We start from the raw sequence: 18,156 nt of genomic DNA, 5'->3' as shown, positions 1-18,156 counted from the left end.
TTGAAGATCAGTTTGATTGAGGGTACGCTGGGTGAGTCCAAAGAGGGGTCAGCGCCAGCCCCTCTTTGGCTGCTGTCGCCAGCTCGACAACAATGCTCATTCACAAAGCAATTATTAAACTAAACACTATGGCTAATTTGAAAACAAGCCAGGCTTTTAAACAGGTTTAGTTTTTGGGTTTTTCAAGCCACGATCTGGCTTTGCTCATTTGCGCGCGACTGACTGGCACGAACTCTTGATTCGACATTTTCAATGCCCCTTCCCTGTTCTTTTTTTCCAAGGATTGAATATGCGTTGTGTTTACCCAATAGCTTCGGTGAGTCTGTCCACCTGCAAGCTCTGGCGAAAGTGAGCGAATATCGTCTATCGCATCTTTGAGGTTATATAAAATTAAGTGATTTCCTGACACCATCACCACTTTGAGATAATGTAATTCAGCTTTCAGGTAGATAAGCTCAGAAATGGCGCTTATGTTTGCCAATTGTAAAAATTGTTGGGCTCGGCTTTGTGTGCCTTCATCTGTTGATAGGTTAATGGCATCGTCATTTATTAAATCGGTGGCCAGTGGTTGTGTCATTTCATCAGTATTGGCGCGGTGTTTTTCTTGATGTGACCCTATTGTTTCAGGCTGCTGCATCACGATAGTCGTATTTGGCGTGTTTTGTTGTTGTATCACTTCAGGTTGTTTTGTGCTCGACTCAATTTTAAACCCAAACACCCAAGGTAAATTAATCGCAATCCATGATATCAGTGCAGGGGGAACCATGTTTTGCCACTCATCAATTAAGGCGGCAACGCTGTAATTTGTTTCTTGCTCTATATACACATCAAAAAGTAGTGAGATTGGTACATAAAGTGTCACTGCAATAAATGCGCTAATCACCAGCTTAACGAGGTTATTTTGTTTGCTGAGTACCCCTCTCATTAACGTATGTGTCGCAATAAAAAAACCAAGCGCTAAGAAAACCTGCCCTTGCCAAACAATAAAATTTAACCAAAAAGGCAGTACCTTGTCATCATCTGTGACACTCAAAATACACGCTAAAAAAAAGCAATACACAGGAAGTAGCGCCATGGACTGATAGAACCAATCTGAAACTGCCCATTCATACAAAAAACTGCCCATTCATACATAAATCAATGTGTTAATTAGACCAGAATTCATTTCATCCGTAAATTATTGTTATGAAATAACGCATATAAAGGATGCTAAAATGACATTTTCTAAATCGATAATCGCAGTGATTGTAAGCGCAATATGCGCACCATCTTGGGCTCAAACAGATAACAGTAAAAACGAGATTGAAAGTATTACCGTGGTCGCTCCCCAGCCTGACGGTATTAAAATTAGTTCGAATAAATTATTGACTCTTCCGGGTACTGGTAACGATCCACTCAAAGGCTTAGAAGCGCTTCCAGGGGTTGTTTTAGCAACCCCCAATACCGGTGGCCCAGTTGCACAACCAGCGATTCGCGGCAGTTCTACTAACGACAACCTTTACCTAACAGATGGGTTAGAAATGGGGTATATTTTTCACAACGATGGTTTAAGCATTTATAACCCACATCTCATTGAAAGCTTTGAGTTAAAAACAGGTGCATGGTCAAGCAAATATGCCAATGCAAATGGCGGGGTCATATTAACGCAATTACGAGATCCTAACCCTGACACACCAACTAATGTGGTTGATTTGAGCTTTTTTCGCAGCGGCTTTTTATACGAACAAGCGATTTCGCAAGATGCCGCGTTTTACATTTCATTTAGAGAGAGCTTAGTACACACCTACGTTGATAACTTTATCGAAGACGAAGATTTTTCATTTTCTGTGCCTCCGCGTAACCGTGATTATCAAGCGAAATTAATCTGGGATATTGATAACAAGAATGTGATCAGGGTGACGGCAAGTGGAGCAAAAGATTACATTGAAATTGAATTTGATGAAGATGGCCGAGACATTGGTAAAAACCCTGATTTGGCGTCTGGCGAACGTTACCAAAGTTATTTTCATAGCCAAGCAATCAGTTGGCAATACAGCGGTGATGACCTCGAGTCAATGACCAGTGTTAACGTGTTAACGCAAAATCAGCAAGAACGAGAAGGTGATATCTTTCGATGGGATGCAGATATCAGCAAATTAATTGTACGATCAGATAATCAATATATTGCAGATTCGTTCACGCTTGATTTTGGTATTCAACTTAAGCAAAGTGATGTTGATTACCTAAGTAGTGGCCGGTTGTTGCCCTGTAATACTGAGTTTGAAGTGTGCCCACCCAGCTATTTTAGCCCTACATTTTCACAACAAGGCTCACTTAGCGTGAACGATTATCATGCTTATGTATCGCTCATTGGGAACATTTCAGCTAGCTGGGATTACAATTTTGGCCTCGCGTACGTCGGAACAGATAACAATTCACAACATTATTTAGAGCCCAGAGTACGCATTGGCTTTGATGTGACAGATACACAAAAATTAAGCCTTAACTACGGTGTCCACCATACGTTTATTGATGATTACCAATATTTAATCCCTCAATATGGCGAATCCACACTTGAAGCCAGTGAATCGACTCATTATACCTTGAGCTTAGATTCAAACCTTGGCAAAGGACTCGGATTAAAAACGGAGCTATTTTACAAAACGCTCGATAATTTAATCGTTGCTAACCCGGAGGCACAAAAGCGACGCTTAACACAACATGTGACGGGGATCCCAACGTTTGATGATGTCGCCAGTGGAAAATCATACGGGATAGAGTTGCTGCTCAATAAGCAGTTAACTGAAGATTGGTATGGCTGGGCAAGCATAGCCTACAGCAAAACAGAGCGGGATAACCCATTAACCAATCAGCAGTTTAACTCCGAGTTTGATTTACCTTGGGTTGCAAACTTAGTGCTGGATTATAAATGGAGCGAAAATTGGCAATTGGGTGCCAAATGGCGTTTTCAAAGCGGGCGACGTTATACTCAGGTGCAATCTGCGACCCCCTACATTGAAACGGGTAATCAACCACTGTTTTATATCCCAAAATACGGCGAGTTTAATGCTGAACAGTGGGGGAACTATCACAGGCTTGATATACGAGCAGATTATCAAACCCAATTATTTGGCCTCGATTCAACGATTTATATCGAAATACTTAACGTCTACGGTTCAAAAACAGTGCAAGAACTTGAATACAACGTAGATTACACTGATTTTGAAAAAGATTACCAATTTCCTGACATGCCGCTGCCTTCAATCGGTATCTCGTTAAACTTTTAAAAGTAAAAGGGTCACCCAGAGAACATTCCGCTCAAGCAGGCCGCAGTGTTTTCTTGACCTTTTTATTCTAAAAACCAGATGATGCTATTTTTTAGCTCAATTAAACAATGACTATGCACTTAGTCATGGCCTCAATAGGTGCGAAAATTCACCTTTAGTTAAATAAAAACACAAATTGACTTTGGTCGCTTTAATAAAGCATGTAAAGAATTAACCTAGAGTAACGAGCATTATAGCTATTAATAAAATCAATAACTTGCTATGAAAGTGAGCAAGCCAAAATAGTCATATTTGCACGTAAGCGACAAAAAGAAACTCGCGAAACTAAAAGCACCACACTGAATGCAGATAAAATTTAGAAAATAATGGGGTATTTTTATACCCCCGCTTTGGCAATAACATATCTGATGACTACCATTATCCATAAGGTATGTGATAAAGGCATGTTTAAAATGAAGTTGTTTGTTTTATGCTCAAAGGTTAAATAAAGGTATGCAATTTGAACGCTAAATACTTGTCAGTGTATCAATTGCTAGTCCCATTTTTATTCATGCTTTTTTCTTCGCAATTATTAGCAAATCACTCTTTAGAGCTCAAAAATCAGTCCTCACTTTTTATTAAAGATGAATATTTGTGGCGAAAAGTACCAGACACTCGCAATGATTTTCATAATCCGCTACAGATTTGGCAAAGTTCATCACAACCATCTGCAACCCTTGTTGGTCAGTCTGGCGTGTTTATCACCAAATTGGCAATAAACAACCATGATCGAAAAACCTGGTTTTTGGTACCCAATGCTAATTTCGTTGATTTAGGGTTGGCTTATTGGCAACCGATAAATCACGATGCAATAAAAGTAAGGGATTTTTCGCAGCCAACCGCCACACTCACACCTCAGTTGCTTCATTTTCAGTCTGTTCCATTACAATTCAAGCCTGCTGAAAGTGGCACACTCTGGCTATATATTTCAGCCAAACATTTTGCAAGCCCGCTTTCTTTAACAATTTATGATGAATTGAGCTTTTACCGTTTCCAAAGCATAAATAATTCCATCTCTTTGGCAGCAATTAGCACCATGTTGTTATTAAGCGTTCTCACCTTTTTAATCTATACCCGCACTGGTGAACGGATCGCCATTACCTGTGCAGGTTATGTGGGTTTACATGGTATCGGTTGGGCAATGGCCGCAGGTTTAGTAGAAGATTTTTCGATTTCCCCCGAGGTCAATTTAAGCTACAGCGCTATTTATATCTTTCCTTTTGCGATAGCCTGCGCAAGTCAGTTTGTGGCTGATTTATTTCAGTGTAAGTCGAAATTCAAAAAGTTATGCCAAACATTAAATACGGTTACGCTTGTTGGTCTTTTCTTAGGTGTAACCATGTTGTTTTTACCATTTAAGTTGGCGTTTTACAGCTCTCACCTCTTAGCCATGACTTGGATAGCATTAACCTTGTTTGTTGGTATTTACATGCTAAAAGAAAATGATTTTCGGGCTAAATATTTCCTCGTCGGCAACCTGCTCTATAGCGCCTCATTAATTTATTATATGGCCTCACACAGTAAACAATTTGGTCAGCTGGAGTACCCAGAGCTAATGGTGGTCATGGCGCTATCAATTGATTGTATTTGCATCGTTTTGTCACTCTCTGAATGGTTTAAATTAAAACAAAATGAATACAACCATCACTTTTATATGTCACGCATCGATCCATTAACCCAGCTAGGCAATCGCTATGCACTCGATGACACAATCAGTCATCTTTGCAAACAATACATTTTTATTTATTTAGATTTTGATGGGTTAAAAATAATCAATGACAAGTTTGGGCATAACGAAGGTGATAAATTAATTCGATCTGGCGCCAAACTTATCGAAAAATCAGTGACCCCTTTCGGTAAGGTTTTTCGTGTGGGTGGCGATGAATTCATTTGTATTATTACAGATGAATCAACCGACAATATTAATCAACTAAAACAAACCTATTCTGAATCCCTCAACAAAGTAAACGCACAGATTAAACAGACATGGCAAGAAGCGGGGATAAGTTTTGGTATCGTTAGCAACGAGGATGGCCAAAGCCCTTCTGACTGTTTATCAATCGCCGATAAAAAGATGTATCAACAAAAAAAACAGAAATTAGCGCCAAGCTAACAATGGCCTGAGATATTTGATGTTAAGAGTATCCATCTGATTTTAAATGAAAACATTAAATAACACATCTCGAAAAGTGAGGTGTTGGGATAAATCCGCGCAGATTGAAATATCCAGACAGACTCCGCTTACAAATCGGATCTGTCTGGTTGTGTCTAATTTTTTGCGTTTACATTAAAACCGCAAAAAAACAGTTAATCCGAGGCTTTGAGTTGATATATCTGCTATTTCAGTTTTTTCAAGGTCGAGAGAGATTGCAACCGTTTTATTAAAGCCATACCCTAGACCAATACCCGACAATAAAGATGAGTAATACCTATTGGCAAGAGTTTGGCTTAACAAGAAAACACAGCTGTCTACTTGACCGAAACTTTCCAATGGGCGAACCCATTAGACTTTTTGGCCCATACCTATACCCTTTAACAAACGAATCGCGAACTGATGTGTATATTGAGCGATTTTGAATTTTACACAATAAAATTTTATGAGTACACTAACTAAAATTACTCATATTAGGTACAGGGCGTGACCACAAATACACTCGAGTTAGAAGTATCACCAGAAGATACACACTCGCCTTTAATAACCAGCTCTATTTTCAAACAATTCGGATTTCTAGCATTACCAGCTATTTTAGGCATGCTAATAAACGGTATGTACAGCTTTGTAGATGCATTATTTATATCCCAAGGCATCGGCGCCAATGCGATGGCTGCGGTGTCAGCCGTCTTTCCTATTCAAATGTTTTTAATTTCAATCAGTACCATGCTCGGCAGTGGCATGGCTTCACTGGTTGCACGTTACCTTGGCGCAAAAAGGCAACTCGATGCTGATATTGTATTTTCAACTTCATTTTTATTATCAATCATTTGTGCATTTATATTTTGCCTTTTCACCTTTTTAGCTTTAGATCATATCTATGAATTACTCGCTGTCCCATTAACATTGCGCGACCAAGCGAGTAGTTACATTACGCCAATCATCATTTTTTGGATAATAGGCTTTATTAGTAATCAACTGACAGAAGGGTTTAGGGCATCAGGCAATCCAAAAGCGATGATGCAAGTGCTTTCGACTGCTTCAATTTTAAACATCATTTTAGATGCACTTTTTATATTTGTATTTGAATGGGGTGTTGCCGGTGCAGCTTGGGCCACAATCATTGCGGTAAGTTTAGGTCTAATGATGGCTATTGGGTTACAAAAAAAAGGAGAAAGTGCTGTTTCGTTTTCATTCAATCACTTGATTAGCCCAATAAAACTCCACTTTAAAATTTTAAGTCTTGGTTTACCTGTTTTACTTTCTCATGGTGGTTTTTCTATTACCCTAGCTGTGACCGTTTATTCAATTTCGACCGTCTATCTGGATGTATCAGAGCCGTTAATCGCAGCTCATGGCATATTAGTCAGGTGTTTCATGTTTTTATTTTTACCTATTATAGGCATGATGGTCGCGTTACAAACCTTATCTGGCTATAACTACGGCGCAAAAAAATATCAAAGAGTCAAACAAGCCTACCTTGTTGCCATTGCCATAAGTGCAACTTGGGGGATCGTGGTTTCAATCATACTGTGTTTCTATTCAGATATATTATTAGCGATGTTTACAAGTGATACGAACATCATAAATCTCGGAGCGAGCTTTGCACCTATTTGCTTTTCAGGCTTCATAACAGCGAGCTTTTGTATGATGTCCAGCGGATTATTTCAAGGCTTAGGAAAAGCATTGCCTGCTACCTTATTAGATGCAGCAAGAACGTATGTTTTACTTTTACCACTCATGTACTTTTTACCCAGCCTGATTGGGCCCACAGGATTGTGGTTTGCATTTCCTATCGCTGATATCAGCGGTGGATTGTTTGCATTCACTTATTCTCTTATTCACCTCAATAGATTAATCAAACACGAAAATTAATAAAATATTCATATTCGATGATTAATAACAATAACGTAATGGATCAAACTATTTAATGAGTGAAATTACGTTATTGGTTTTTTATCTACAACAATAACAAAGCATAAAAAAGACCAAAAAAACAGAGAGTTGCAAACTGATAATTATCAAGTCCCGATAAGTGAACGTCAAAGAACTCTCTTTAAAAAAACCTGTTTTTATAACGATCTTTTTTAATAATTATAAAAAAATACCCACTTCAAAATACACAACTAAGACTAAATACCTATTCGCTATTCCCTATTTGAGGAACATATGGTAATTTACATTCGTTTACACAAGTACCTATTTTGGGTGTGACGAGTGAACGTTAGGCCATTTATTATCTTTCAGGGAATATGACAGATGTCGAATCAAGAAAATATTATATCCATTGTAGGGGCTGGAGTGTCGGGAATTATGTGTGCACTGACGCTCGCTAATTTTCATTTAGGTAGCAAAAAAACAATTCGTGTTTTTGAGCATAAAAAACGTGTTGGTGGCAGAGCCCATGCAATAAAAATTCAAGAACAATTTATTGATCTTGGCGCTGGCCGGTTTTCACCACAGCTTCATAAAAATATTAATGAACTGGTTGCACACTTTAATATTGAAAATGAAAGTTTTCCCTTTACCCAATTGACTAGGCCACAAGAGCTGCATAGTCAGTTAAAAGAAATCTTAAACAAATTAAAGCCTATGTGTGATGAGCATAAAAATGACTCATTCTTAAACTTTCTAACTGCTTATTTAGGTGAAGATAAAAGTAAGGACATCATTAACGCGCTTGGATATGACTCTTTATCACTTCCCTTTATTACCCCTAACATTGCATACGACATAATAGAAAAACACCCAGAGATCCAAGGTTTTTCTGACAATGCAGGCTATACCTGGCGCAACCTAAAAGAAGGGTTTTGCACACTTCCACAAATATTATATGACCGTGCAGTCGAATTAGGTGTTGAATTTCATTTCGATTATGAACTCATAACAATTGATAACCATGCAAAAACACCTGCCTTAACCTTAAAAAACAGTAATGACGATATTGTGCGCATCACTCAAGGGGACATGATCGTCACATTACCTCCTTCAGCCATGAGCAGACTCAATTGTAATTTTCCACAAGATTGGACGCATTATACCTATGGCTCAATCCCACTTTTTAAAGGTTTTCTTTTTTATGATAACCCTTGGTGGCAAAACTTATCTTTGACAGATCATGTGATTATTACCAATAACCCGATCAGAAAACTCTACTTTAAAGATAATCGCTATATCTTTTTTTACACAGATAGTGATTTCGCTAATTTCTGGCAAGAAACGAGTCAACATGGTGAAGCCCATTATTTGAAAACAGTCAAAGAACTTATGGCTGATGCCATTCAATGCGATGTAGATCAAATACCCGATCCGATTGAACAAACACATAAATATTGGATTCATGGCGTTGAGTTTTCAAAAGAATGTAGCCCTAGTCACCCACTTAGTTTTGTCCATAAGAAAAGTCAAATCATCTCAGCCTCGGATGCTTATACCCCCCACTGTGGCTGGATGGAAGGCGGTGTGATGGCAGGAAAAAGCGCAGCACTTAAGTTGCTCAAACGCATTGAGGCTGAAGAAGAGCATCAAACAGATAACCTTTAATAAAAATATCAAGCAATGATCAATATAGGAAATGACATAAAATGAGTATTCTCGATTTTCCCCGAGTTCATTTTAAGGGTGCGGCGCGTGTTAACGTGCCCACAGCAAACAGAAATATCAAAAATACGCTTGATATCGCGACTAATACAGTCTTCCAACATGGTTCTGAATTTGACTTAAAACAACATCCCAGTAAATACCATGAATATTTAAAGTCTTTTACACCCAAATTTAATCATTTAGGTCAAGAAGATCCAAAGGGCGATTTTAATCATGTAGCGGGATATAACATGATAGGGAATAACCATTTTTCTTGGGAAAATACCTACATTACATCAGTGCAACTGCATCCTGGACACAATCAAACGACCGATCCCTTAGTCGGCAGTAAATTGGGTTTATGGGGGCATTATAACGAATATTTAAGAACATCCTTTAATCGCGCTCGCTGGGTTGATAATGATCCAACAAGGCGAGACTCAGCTTTAATATATGCTGGTCAACTGACAATTAGTGATGCAAATGCGTCGGCAAATACAGCACATATATTTTCTTCCGATATAGATTGCACACATGGTGTTCGTTGGCTAAACCCTGGATACATAGTCGAACAGCCCAACCATTTTTTATGCAGTGAAATGGCAGAAGCTCGGTTATTTCAATTTTCTGTTTGTAAAAAGAATCAGAACTTTTTATTTAACCAGTTAAATATCGATTCTCCCTTTTTAGCGCAACTAAAAGCCGCACTTGAAGACCCCGATGTACTTGGCTTAACAGTACAATATTGTGTATCGAATCTTTCTCCTCCTCAACAACCCGATACACCTGTTTTTTGTGACCTGCATGGAACAATCGGTCTATGGCGTAAGCATGAAATGGCTACTAACCCAACAGGCCGAATTTTACAACCAGATAACCCCGCTCAGTATTCACCTATTACAGTTAAAATTCAGGATGGTTGGGCAAGTTTGAATATGCCTATTAGCATTCCACATCAAGCGTATTTAGAGTCGCTACCTGTAAAAAATGGCATGCCTCCCAAGCTAGCGAATAAAGTCTCGTTAGGAGATTTAGTTCTAAAATCAAGTAATGGTGAAGTTATTGCGATTTTACCTGAGTCACTTTATCAACATTCAGATAACAATCATGTTTTTGATATCCCATTAAAAATAAGCAATACGGCATTGGATGAACTGTCTCTTAGCTTAGCGTCCAACCAGCATACTTGGCACGAATCCGATTGGCAGATACAAGCAGAACAAAACATTATCGCGATCGAATCGTCCAACCCTAACGAGGAGAGTAAAAGTACTAACGAAATTGAGATTTTCAGTTATTTGCGCGGCAAACCCAGTTCGATTAACCGTCTAGTGCCTTTTATAGCAACACCGAAAACCATTAATTGTGATGCATTTATTGAAACTGACCATCAAGGAAAAGGAAAACTAACCATTGAGAGTTTAGCAGCAGGAAGTGGAGAGCTCTTTTTAGGCGAGCAAGCGAGCCCCATTCAAGTGCGTATTCTCAGTGATGATTGGCACTTACTCAATGTGCCAGACGAATATGTCGATTATGATTTTCTTTATCACAATGTGATGGGATATTACGAATTGCTTTACCCATTTATGGCTGACAAAGTGTTTAGCATGGCCGATAAATGTAAATGTGAAACTTACGCCCGCTTGATGTGGCAAATGTGTGACCCAAAGAATCGCAATAAAAGTTATTACATGCCCAGCACTAGAGAAATGTCGTCTGTTAAATCACACCTCTTTCTTAAATACTTAAGTAATGTTGAACAATCGGCCATTCCAAAACTCCTGCCAGATTTGCATCAGCCCATAAAAGTAAAAGGTGACATTAAAAATAAAGCACAACTAATCGCAAAGCTTCGTGATGCTGTCGATCTCGAACTTTCAATTATGCTGCAATATCTATACAGCGCCTATTCTTTGCCAACCTATGCAGCCGCAGAGCAATTGGTCGATTCAGGCCGCTGGACTCAAGAGCAATTAGCTTTAGTGAATGGAACTAAAGACAGGCGCAGAGATAGCGGTTGGCGAGGTGCAATTTTAGAAATCGCGCATGAAGAAATGATTCATTACTTAGTAGTTAATAATATTTTAATGTCTTTAGGCGAACCTTTTTACCCTGGTGAACCTATTTTTGGCCAAGCAGCAAAAGATAAATTTGGGTTAGATACGGAGTTTTCTTTTGAACCATTTTCAGAACATATTATCGCTAAGTTTGTCCGTTTTGAATGGCCGCATTTTTTTGCTTCAGTAGGTCAATCAATTGCTGACTTTTATTCTGAAATTCGTATCGCAATCAATGAAATTCCTAATTTATACACCAGTGAAATAAGCAAAAGAGGCGGCGAGCATCATTTGTTTTTAAATGAGCTCATAAATCGTGCTTATCCAAATTATCAATTTGAAGTGTACGATAAAGAAACAGCACTGTTTGCTATCGATTTTGTAACAGAACAGGGTGAAGGCGCCAGTGCAGACTCACCTCAATTCGAATTAAGTCATTTCAATCGTTTAAGGTCAATATCTAAAAAACTCACATTGAGTGATATTCCTTTTGAGCCAGCATATCCGGTTTTGAAAAACCCAGTGATGAGCGAACGCACGGGCTGTAATGTCGTCACAGATCCGCATAGCAAAGCGTTAATGGCCTTATATCAAGGGTGTCATGAACTTATGTTCAAAATGATGATGCAACATTTTGCCCAAACAACACAAGGAAGCATGAGGCGATCTCGCTTAATGAATGCCGCCATTGATTTAATGACGGGTATTTTAAGACCACTATCGGTGCATTTAATGACTTTACCTTCAGGTATTGCTGGTAGAAATGCCGGGCCACCTTTACCGCGAGCTATTAACTTTAAAGCGATCGATGATTATCACAAAGGTTGTTTTGCACTCGCACAAGAATGTAAACACCTCGCACACATGGCCAGAACAGTCTCAGGGACACCGCCAGAAACGCAAATAGAACTTCTCGATTTTTATCATAACCAAATGATCGAGCTCGCAACCAATCAATTATCAAGGGAGGGTTAATAATGAAAAAAGTAATCATTGTTGGTGGTGGCCTAGCAGGCAGCCTAACAGCAATTTTTTTGGCAAATAAAGGACTTGAAGTACATGTCATTGAAAAACGAGGTAACCCATTACTCGATCAAAATGATTATATCGATCAAGTCAGCTCAAGAGCGATAGGTGTCAGCATGACAGTGCGTGGTATAAAGGCTGTTGTTGAAGCTGGCATTCCCCTCAATGAGCTGCAAGATTGCGGTGTTGAAGTCTCTGGCATGTCTTTATTTGTTGCTGGAAAAAATAAAATACGCGAGTTGCCTCCATTAGATAAATTAAAACCACTTTCCCTAAGTCGCAGTGATTTCCAGTTATTACTCAACAAATATGCCGAAAAAGCCGGTGTGAATTACCATTTCCACCAACGCTGCATAGAAGTTAATTTAGATAAATGTCATTTATTAACCAAAGATGAGCATAACCAGTTTATTGAGCACCAAGGTGACTTATTAATTGGTGCTGATGGTGCGCGTTCGAGTGTGAGAGAGGCCATGCAATCCCATTGTCGTCGCTTTGAATTTGAGCAATCATTTTTCAAACATGGTTATAAAACGTTAGTGATCCCTGATGCAAAAACCGTTGGGCTAGCACCTGATTTATTACACTTTTTCGGCATGGACTCGAATGGTCAATTTGCAGGAAGAGCAGCGACGATCCCTGATGGCAGCATCAGTTTTGCTGTGTGTTTACCATTTACCGGCAAAGTCAGTTTGCATACAGATGATAAAGAAGCAATGCGTGAGTTTTTTGAGCGTTATTACGCCATGCTCCCTCCAGAGATACGCACTGAATTACTTGAACAATTTATGGTGAAACCGAGTAACGATTTAATCAATGTCAGATCTTCAACCTTCCACTACAAAGATAAAGCCTTATTGATAGGCGACTCTGCGCACGCTACCGCGCCATTTTTAGGCCAAGGTATGAATATGGCATTAGAAGATGCCTACGTTCTAGCTGAATTATTTGATAAATACGATTGCAATTTAACGGATATTTTACCTGAGTTTACAAGCTTACGAAAAGTAGAAGCCGATGCAATGCAAGATATGGCACGCGCTAACTATCAAGTATTAAGTTGCTCAAATCCCATTTTCTTTTTACGAGCCAGGTATTTGCGTTATATGGGGAAAAAGTTCCCCACACTTTACCCTCCTGATATGGCTGAAAAATTATATTTCACCTCAATGAAATACAGCCAAATTAGACACTTTCAACAAAAACAAAATGTTTGGTACAAAATAGGAAGATTAAATTAATGAATATTCTTGTGATCGGAGCTGGACCGGCAGGATTGATGTTTTCTAGTCAAATAAAAAAATTAAACCCGGATTGGAACATCAATATTATTGAAAAAAACCACCAAGAAGAAAGTGTTGGTTGGGGGGTTGTGCTACCAGGGAGAGCGCAGCAGCATCCTGCAAATCCTCTGTCATATTTATCAAATCATGAGTCATTAGATGCACAATATTTAGAGCAATTTAAACTCACTCACCAAAATGATTCCGCCTTAACAAAAACGGGCGTTACATTATGTGGTGCAGAACGAAAATCAATGGTGCGTGAACTCAGACAATTATGTATTGGTTTAGGCATACACATCCAATATGAAAAGCCTGCATTAGAGCTGAATGATTTAGAATGCGATAAATATGATTTAGTCGTGGTATCAAACGGCATTAATCAAACATCGACCTACTATAAAGACACATTAAAACCGACGGTTGAATTCGGTAAAAATCGCTATATGTGGTATGGAACAACTAAAAAGTTTGATGAGATGAACTTAATTTTCAAAACCAAAGCGAATGGTATTTTTGTTGCTCACAGTTATAAATACTCCAGCAATATGAGTACTTTTGTTGTTGAATGCAGTGATGAAACCTATCAAAAATCGGGTTTAGATGAAATGTCGACTCAAGATGCAGAAGCCTTTATTGCATCAGTCTTTCAGGATGAGCTCGATGGCCATAACGTTATTACTCCTCAAGGATTAAAATGGCGTAATTTTATGACATTGAGTCATGAAAAAGCCTATAGCGATAACATAGTACTGATTGGTGATGCATTACAATCTGGACACTTTTCTATAGGGCATGGCACAACCATGGCTGTAGTTGGTGCTCAACTGTTGGTTAAATCAGTGCATGACCATGCAAAAAACATTACTAAGGCGTTAGAAGACTTCAACCAAAATGTCATGCCAATTATGCAATTGTTTGATCAGCACGCAAGTACCAGTCGGTTATGGTTTGAAAGTGTGGAAGATCGCATGCATTTATCTACTACAGAGTTAGCAAAGAGTTTTGCTACACGTAGAGATCAATTGCCACCTTTGCCGCCAGCACTTGGACAAGCTCTCGAAAAAGCTTTATCGAGAGGAGTGCAATAAATGCAACTGGGTCAACTAACAAAAACACCGCCTTTATTACCTGAGCAATGGAGCAGTAGCTATATCTCATATTGGATGCCAATGCAGCCTGATGATGACATTACTTCAGGTTATTGTTGGTTCGATTACACAAAAAATGTATGCCGTATTGACGGAATATTCAATCCTTGGTCAGAGATAAAGATGGGTAACAGATTATGGATGTCAGAAATTATGCATCCAAATACGGACGAATCGTTTAAATCAAAAGTCGCTTATACACGTGACGATATGAAAAGTACCTCAGAATTTTCAGCCCAAGTTTTAACTGATGAAATCGATCCATGCCATGAATTAATACTCACTCAAGATGTTTTAATTACATGTAATGCACAATATATGGGCATTGAAACAGTGTTAGGGCATCAAGCTGAAAAATGGTGTTTCCAACGGCCTGATAACAAAGGTCCTGCTACATATTATTTTATAAAAGAAACCAATCATCTGGTACGTATGATCACCGGAGATCCAAACATATGTGCATCCGTTAGAGACTTTCCTAATTTTAATACCTTTAAGATAGATAAAGAAATATTCAAACCAGAGCTGTTAAATCAATAACACTCTGTGTGGGAATGAGGGCTAACAGCCATTAAAAGTAAAATACTTCTAATGGCTGTTTTTTACCAAACAACTCGTTCAAAATAAATTTAATCCAAAAGATGACTTAACACGCTGCGCTACAGCTTGAGTTTGTTGATTTGCCACCTCAGTACCTGATTTTAAAATTGCGATCAGCTCACCTTGATCGGCTAAAAAACGCTCTCGTCTAGCCCTTATCGGCGTAATCAAGTTAATTAAACAATCAGCCAGAATGCCTTTAAGTTTACTATCCCCCAACCCACCTCCTGAATAATGATTTTTCAATTGCGTAACAAACGCTTTGTCATCATAAAAGGCATCTAGATACGTAAAGACGACATTACCTTCAACTTGCCCAGGATCATCCACTCTCAAATGATTTGGATCGGTATACATGGCTCGAACAGCCTTTACAATCATGTCGTCAGTACTACCAAAAGTAATAACATTACCTAAGGATTTTGACATTTTAGCTTTCCCATCAACGCCAGGTAACCTCGGTGTATCACTTAATAATGGTTTCGCTTGAGTTAGAATGTTTTTTTGCGCAATGTTATTTAATTTTCTAACAATTTCATTAGTAATTTCTATCATAGGAAGTTGGTCATCGCCTACTGGCACTAAGGTCGCATCAAATGCAGTAATATCAGCAGCCTGACTGATTGGGTAGCTAAAAAAGCCAGCAGGAATTGAGCTACCAAACTCTTTACTCTCAATTTCCGCCTTAACGGTTGGATTGCGCTCCAAACGAGACACTGAGACTAAGTTGGCATAAAACATAGAAAGTTCGGATAAAGCAGGTAAAGCAGACTGCAAACAAATTGTCGTTTTAGTTGGACAGATCCCGACAGCAAGATAGTCAGCTAATACATTTAAAATATTACCCGACACCTTTTTCGGATTATGGCTGTTGTCAGTTAAAGCTTGCAGATCAGCTATTAATATCGTTTGCGAATATTGATTTTGTAATTCGATTCTGTTTTTTAGTGAGCCAACATAATGACCTAAATGCAGTGGCCCTGTAGGTCTATCGCCGGTTAAAATTTTGTGGTTCATGTGTATTTCCTTCAATTAAAACAGCGACCGAAAGAAATAGTATGACATTCAACTGTTACCTTTCGGCAGCCATTGAACAAATAGATTCAAGTGCCGCTCTAAATAGAGCGCCACCAACAAATTTGAGAGATAAAAAATAATATTTTCATAGCAGTAAGCTAACACTTAATCTGTGAATAAACAATTTATATGTACCTTTTTTGTGTTTTTAATTCATCGAAAAAACCAAGTACATAAAATTAGTTTTATGCTTCGCGACACCTATTCTTAATTGTTATGCCTGTGGCAACGTTTTCAAAGAACTAGGAACGATGAGCTTGTGGACTGGAGCAACAAAAAACATATACACCTTGCCAAACATGTTATGTACATGCACCACCGTGGTTGCATGCACTGTAATTTTATCGCCCACTACATCCAATAAAAACGATACTCTTACATCCAGATGTTTGTCACTGTCCTCTAAGACAATTTCATTATCACGATTACTGTGTAACGTGAAAATACCGATTCTCTCACCAACGCGAATACTTGCGGCATTTTCCGCTGACATAGCATCCTGAAGTCGGCCTAAGTGCTTCAAACCAAGCATTGATACCATACGATTTCTCGTTGCCATTAAGAATGAAACCCACGCAGGCGTTTGTCTCACAATTTCAAGATAGATATCAAGTGCGGTCTGATTATTGTTAGGAATTTCGCGTAAAAAACTATCGGCGAAATAAGCCCCTTTGGCATAATCAAACAACTCAGAATGTTTTGGAATTGACATGTATACCTCCAAAAAGACAACTCTTACCTAGCGGCCTTTTTGATATAAGTTTCGAACCTAAAAATTTAAACTCCAGCTGCATTTCTAGCGTTGCATTTGCATTTGCATTTGCATTCGTTATTTTTGCTCTATTTCTTAGGCAAAAAGCAGACAATTCACCCAAACTTTCTTTAAGTGAAACAATTGGCTCTAAAATAAGCTTTAGAATAAATTGACCTGTTACAAAGACTGCAACCCCAGCCAAAATTGTAAAGAATATTGAATCTTTCATGATACTCCCTGTTGGCGTAGGAAAAATACATAACAGTCATAAATATCTCAAATAGTATTACCATAGTGCATATTGCATAGGGCATAGGGCATAGGGCATAGGGCATAGGGCTAGCCTGAAAATTGCGATATTGTCGTGACATGGGCCTGCGCAATGATAAAACCTGCACTCTTGAATAGCGCCAAAATTTGCTCAATCGAAGAATGTCTTATCTTTTTGGCCATTTACGCGGCCAAAAAGATAAGTAATGCCTAGTGACGAGAGTTCGGCTCATATGTGTTGTAAGCAACTTACTGATAATCTGTAAGGCTCAAGTTTTCTTTTTTGCAAACATTAATGATTGCGTCACGTTGAGCTAATTTACGCAGATACCTAGATAAGTTACTAAACGATAACGGTGGTTTTTTAAATTCATCAGCCCAAACAGCCAGCATAAATAAAAAATAATCACAGGCACTGATAGAGTTACCAATAAGAAAGTCTTTATTTTCAAGCTCACGATCTAGAAGTTCAAACATCTCAGTTATTCTGCTTTCTTGTGCTTCAATAATGTATTCAGCATTACTAGCATCTGTTGTATGTTTCTGAGGATAAAAGTAGATCATCAGTTCCGCTTGGACTGTATTTGTTAAGTACATCAGCCATTGAAAGAATAATGCTCGATTTTTATCTCCAATTTTTGGGATTAAATTCGAAGATGGATGCGATTCAGCTAAATGTACACAAATAGCGGGACTCTCAAAAATAGCAAAACCATTATCGACCAAAGTGGGAATCCGACCTGCAGGGTTTAAAGCTAGATACTCGGCTGATTTTTGTGCATTACTTTTTCGATCTACAGCTATTAATTCGAAATCTACTTTTAGCTCTTCGAGCATGAAGTGGGGAGCCATACTGGCATTCAATGGGAAATAATATAATTGGTACAACGAGCTCTCCT

The 18,156-nt window shown here is 38.6% G+C and carries 13 protein-coding genes; 8 read left to right on the top strand and 5 right to left on the bottom strand.

Annotation, left to right across the window (positions count from 1 at the left end; all coding sequences use genetic code 11):
* Positions 1-166: 166 nt before the first annotated feature.
* Positions 167-1,075, bottom strand: coding sequence for a LytTR family DNA-binding domain-containing protein (locus PULV_RS18630; RefSeq protein ID WP_193332718.1), 909 nt, complete (start codon positions 1,073-1,075; stop codon positions 167-169).
* A 139-nt stretch (positions 1,076-1,214) separates the two neighbouring features.
* Between PULV_RS18630 and PULV_RS18625 the strand changes: the two genes are divergently transcribed.
* From PULV_RS18625 to vioE, 8 genes are all read left to right on the top strand, one after another.
* On the top strand, positions 1,215-3,266 hold the full coding sequence (locus PULV_RS18625; protein WP_193332717.1) for a TonB-dependent receptor plug domain-containing protein: 2,052 nt from the start codon (positions 1,215-1,217) through the stop codon (positions 3,264-3,266).
* Between the two features lie 499 nt (positions 3,267-3,765).
* Positions 3,766-5,418: a sensor domain-containing diguanylate cyclase gene (locus tag PULV_RS18620; RefSeq protein ID WP_086743286.1), complete on the top strand. Its 1,653-nt coding sequence runs from the start codon at positions 3,766-3,768 to the stop codon at positions 5,416-5,418.
* Between the two features lie 525 nt (positions 5,419-5,943).
* The gene (locus PULV_RS18615; RefSeq protein ID WP_086743287.1) at positions 5,944-7,332 is read left to right on the top strand and encodes an MATE family efflux transporter; all 1,389 of its coding nucleotides are present in this window, start codon (positions 5,944-5,946) and stop codon (positions 7,330-7,332) included.
* A 384-nt stretch (positions 7,333-7,716) separates the two neighbouring features.
* Complete coding sequence (locus PULV_RS18610; RefSeq protein WP_086743288.1) at positions 7,717-9,000, top strand: FAD-dependent oxidoreductase; 1,284 nt, start codon at positions 7,717-7,719, stop codon at positions 8,998-9,000.
* Between the two features lie 41 nt (positions 9,001-9,041).
* Entirely contained in the window at positions 9,042-12,071 is a 3,030-nt protein-coding gene (vioB, locus tag PULV_RS18605) for an iminophenyl-pyruvate dimer synthase VioB (RefSeq protein WP_086743289.1), read from the top strand.
* Between the two features lie 2 nt (positions 12,072-12,073).
* Complete coding sequence (locus tag PULV_RS18600) at positions 12,074-13,363, top strand: FAD-dependent oxidoreductase (protein WP_193332716.1); 1,290 nt, start codon at positions 12,074-12,076, stop codon at positions 13,361-13,363.
* Complete coding sequence (locus PULV_RS18595) at positions 13,363-14,496, top strand: tryptophan hydroxylase (protein ID WP_086743291.1); 1,134 nt, start codon at positions 13,363-13,365, stop codon at positions 14,494-14,496. Before PULV_RS18600 ends, PULV_RS18595 begins: the two co-directional genes overlap by 1 nt.
* Positions 14,497-15,096: a violacein biosynthesis enzyme VioE gene (gene vioE, locus PULV_RS18590; protein WP_086743292.1), complete on the top strand. Its 600-nt coding sequence runs from the start codon at positions 14,497-14,499 to the stop codon at positions 15,094-15,096.
* Positions 15,097-15,174: 78 nt separating this feature from the next.
* Here the strand turns inward: vioE and trpS are convergent, their stop codons facing one another.
* From trpS to PULV_RS18570, 4 genes are all read right to left on the bottom strand, one after another.
* Positions 15,175-16,173: a tryptophan--tRNA ligase gene (gene trpS, locus PULV_RS18585; RefSeq protein ID WP_086743293.1), complete on the bottom strand. Its 999-nt coding sequence runs from the start codon at positions 16,171-16,173 to the stop codon at positions 15,175-15,177.
* A gap of 274 nt (positions 16,174-16,447) precedes the next feature.
* Entirely contained in the window at positions 16,448-16,945 is a 498-nt protein-coding gene (locus tag PULV_RS18580) for a DUF2867 domain-containing protein (protein ID WP_193332715.1), read from the bottom strand.
* A complete protein-coding gene (locus tag PULV_RS18575) occupies positions 16,923-17,216 on the bottom strand; it encodes a hypothetical protein (RefSeq protein WP_193332714.1) in 294 nt (97 codons plus the stop codon). The genes PULV_RS18580 and PULV_RS18575 overlap by 23 nt, the downstream gene beginning before the upstream one ends.
* 290 nt (positions 17,217-17,506) lie before the next feature.
* A complete protein-coding gene (locus PULV_RS18570) occupies positions 17,507-18,145 on the bottom strand; it encodes a glutathione S-transferase family protein (protein WP_193332713.1) in 639 nt (212 codons plus the stop codon).
* Positions 18,146-18,156 lie beyond the last annotated feature (11 nt).

The sequence above is a fragment of the Pseudoalteromonas ulvae UL12 genome, assembly GCF_014925405.1.
GTDB lineage: Bacteria > Pseudomonadota > Gammaproteobacteria > Enterobacterales > Alteromonadaceae > Pseudoalteromonas > Pseudoalteromonas ulvae.
This window is presented reverse-complemented; position numbering and strand designations above follow the sequence as displayed.

What these genes read in the sequence shown, in the direction of transcription:
- PULV_RS18630 (WP_193332718.1), bottom strand. Translation starts at nt 1,075, where the DNA reads ATGGCGCTACTTCCTGTGTATTGCTTTTTTTTAGCGTGTATTTTGAGT.
- PULV_RS18625 (WP_193332717.1), top strand. Translation starts at nt 1,215, where the DNA reads ATGACATTTTCTAAATCGATAATCGCAGTGATTGTAAGCGCAATATGC.
- PULV_RS18610 (WP_086743288.1), top strand. Translation starts at nt 7,717, where the DNA reads ATGTCGAATCAAGAAAATATTATATCCATTGTAGGGGCTGGAGTGTCG.
- vioB (WP_086743289.1), top strand. Translation starts at nt 9,042, where the DNA reads ATGAGTATTCTCGATTTTCCCCGAGTTCATTTTAAGGGTGCGGCGCGT.
- PULV_RS18600 (WP_193332716.1), top strand. Translation starts at nt 12,074, where the DNA reads ATGAAAAAAGTAATCATTGTTGGTGGTGGCCTAGCAGGCAGCCTAACA.
- PULV_RS18595 (WP_086743291.1), top strand. Translation starts at nt 13,363, where the DNA reads ATGAATATTCTTGTGATCGGAGCTGGACCGGCAGGATTGATGTTTTCT.
- vioE (WP_086743292.1), top strand. Translation starts at nt 14,497, where the DNA reads ATGCAACTGGGTCAACTAACAAAAACACCGCCTTTATTACCTGAGCAA.
- trpS (WP_086743293.1), bottom strand. Translation starts at nt 16,173, where the DNA reads ATGAACCACAAAATTTTAACCGGCGATAGACCTACAGGGCCACTGCAT.
- PULV_RS18580 (WP_193332715.1), bottom strand. Translation starts at nt 16,945, where the DNA reads ATGTCAATTCCAAAACATTCTGAGTTGTTTGATTATGCCAAAGGGGCT.
- PULV_RS18575 (WP_193332714.1), bottom strand. Translation starts at nt 17,216, where the DNA reads ATGAAAGATTCAATATTCTTTACAATTTTGGCTGGGGTTGCAGTCTTT.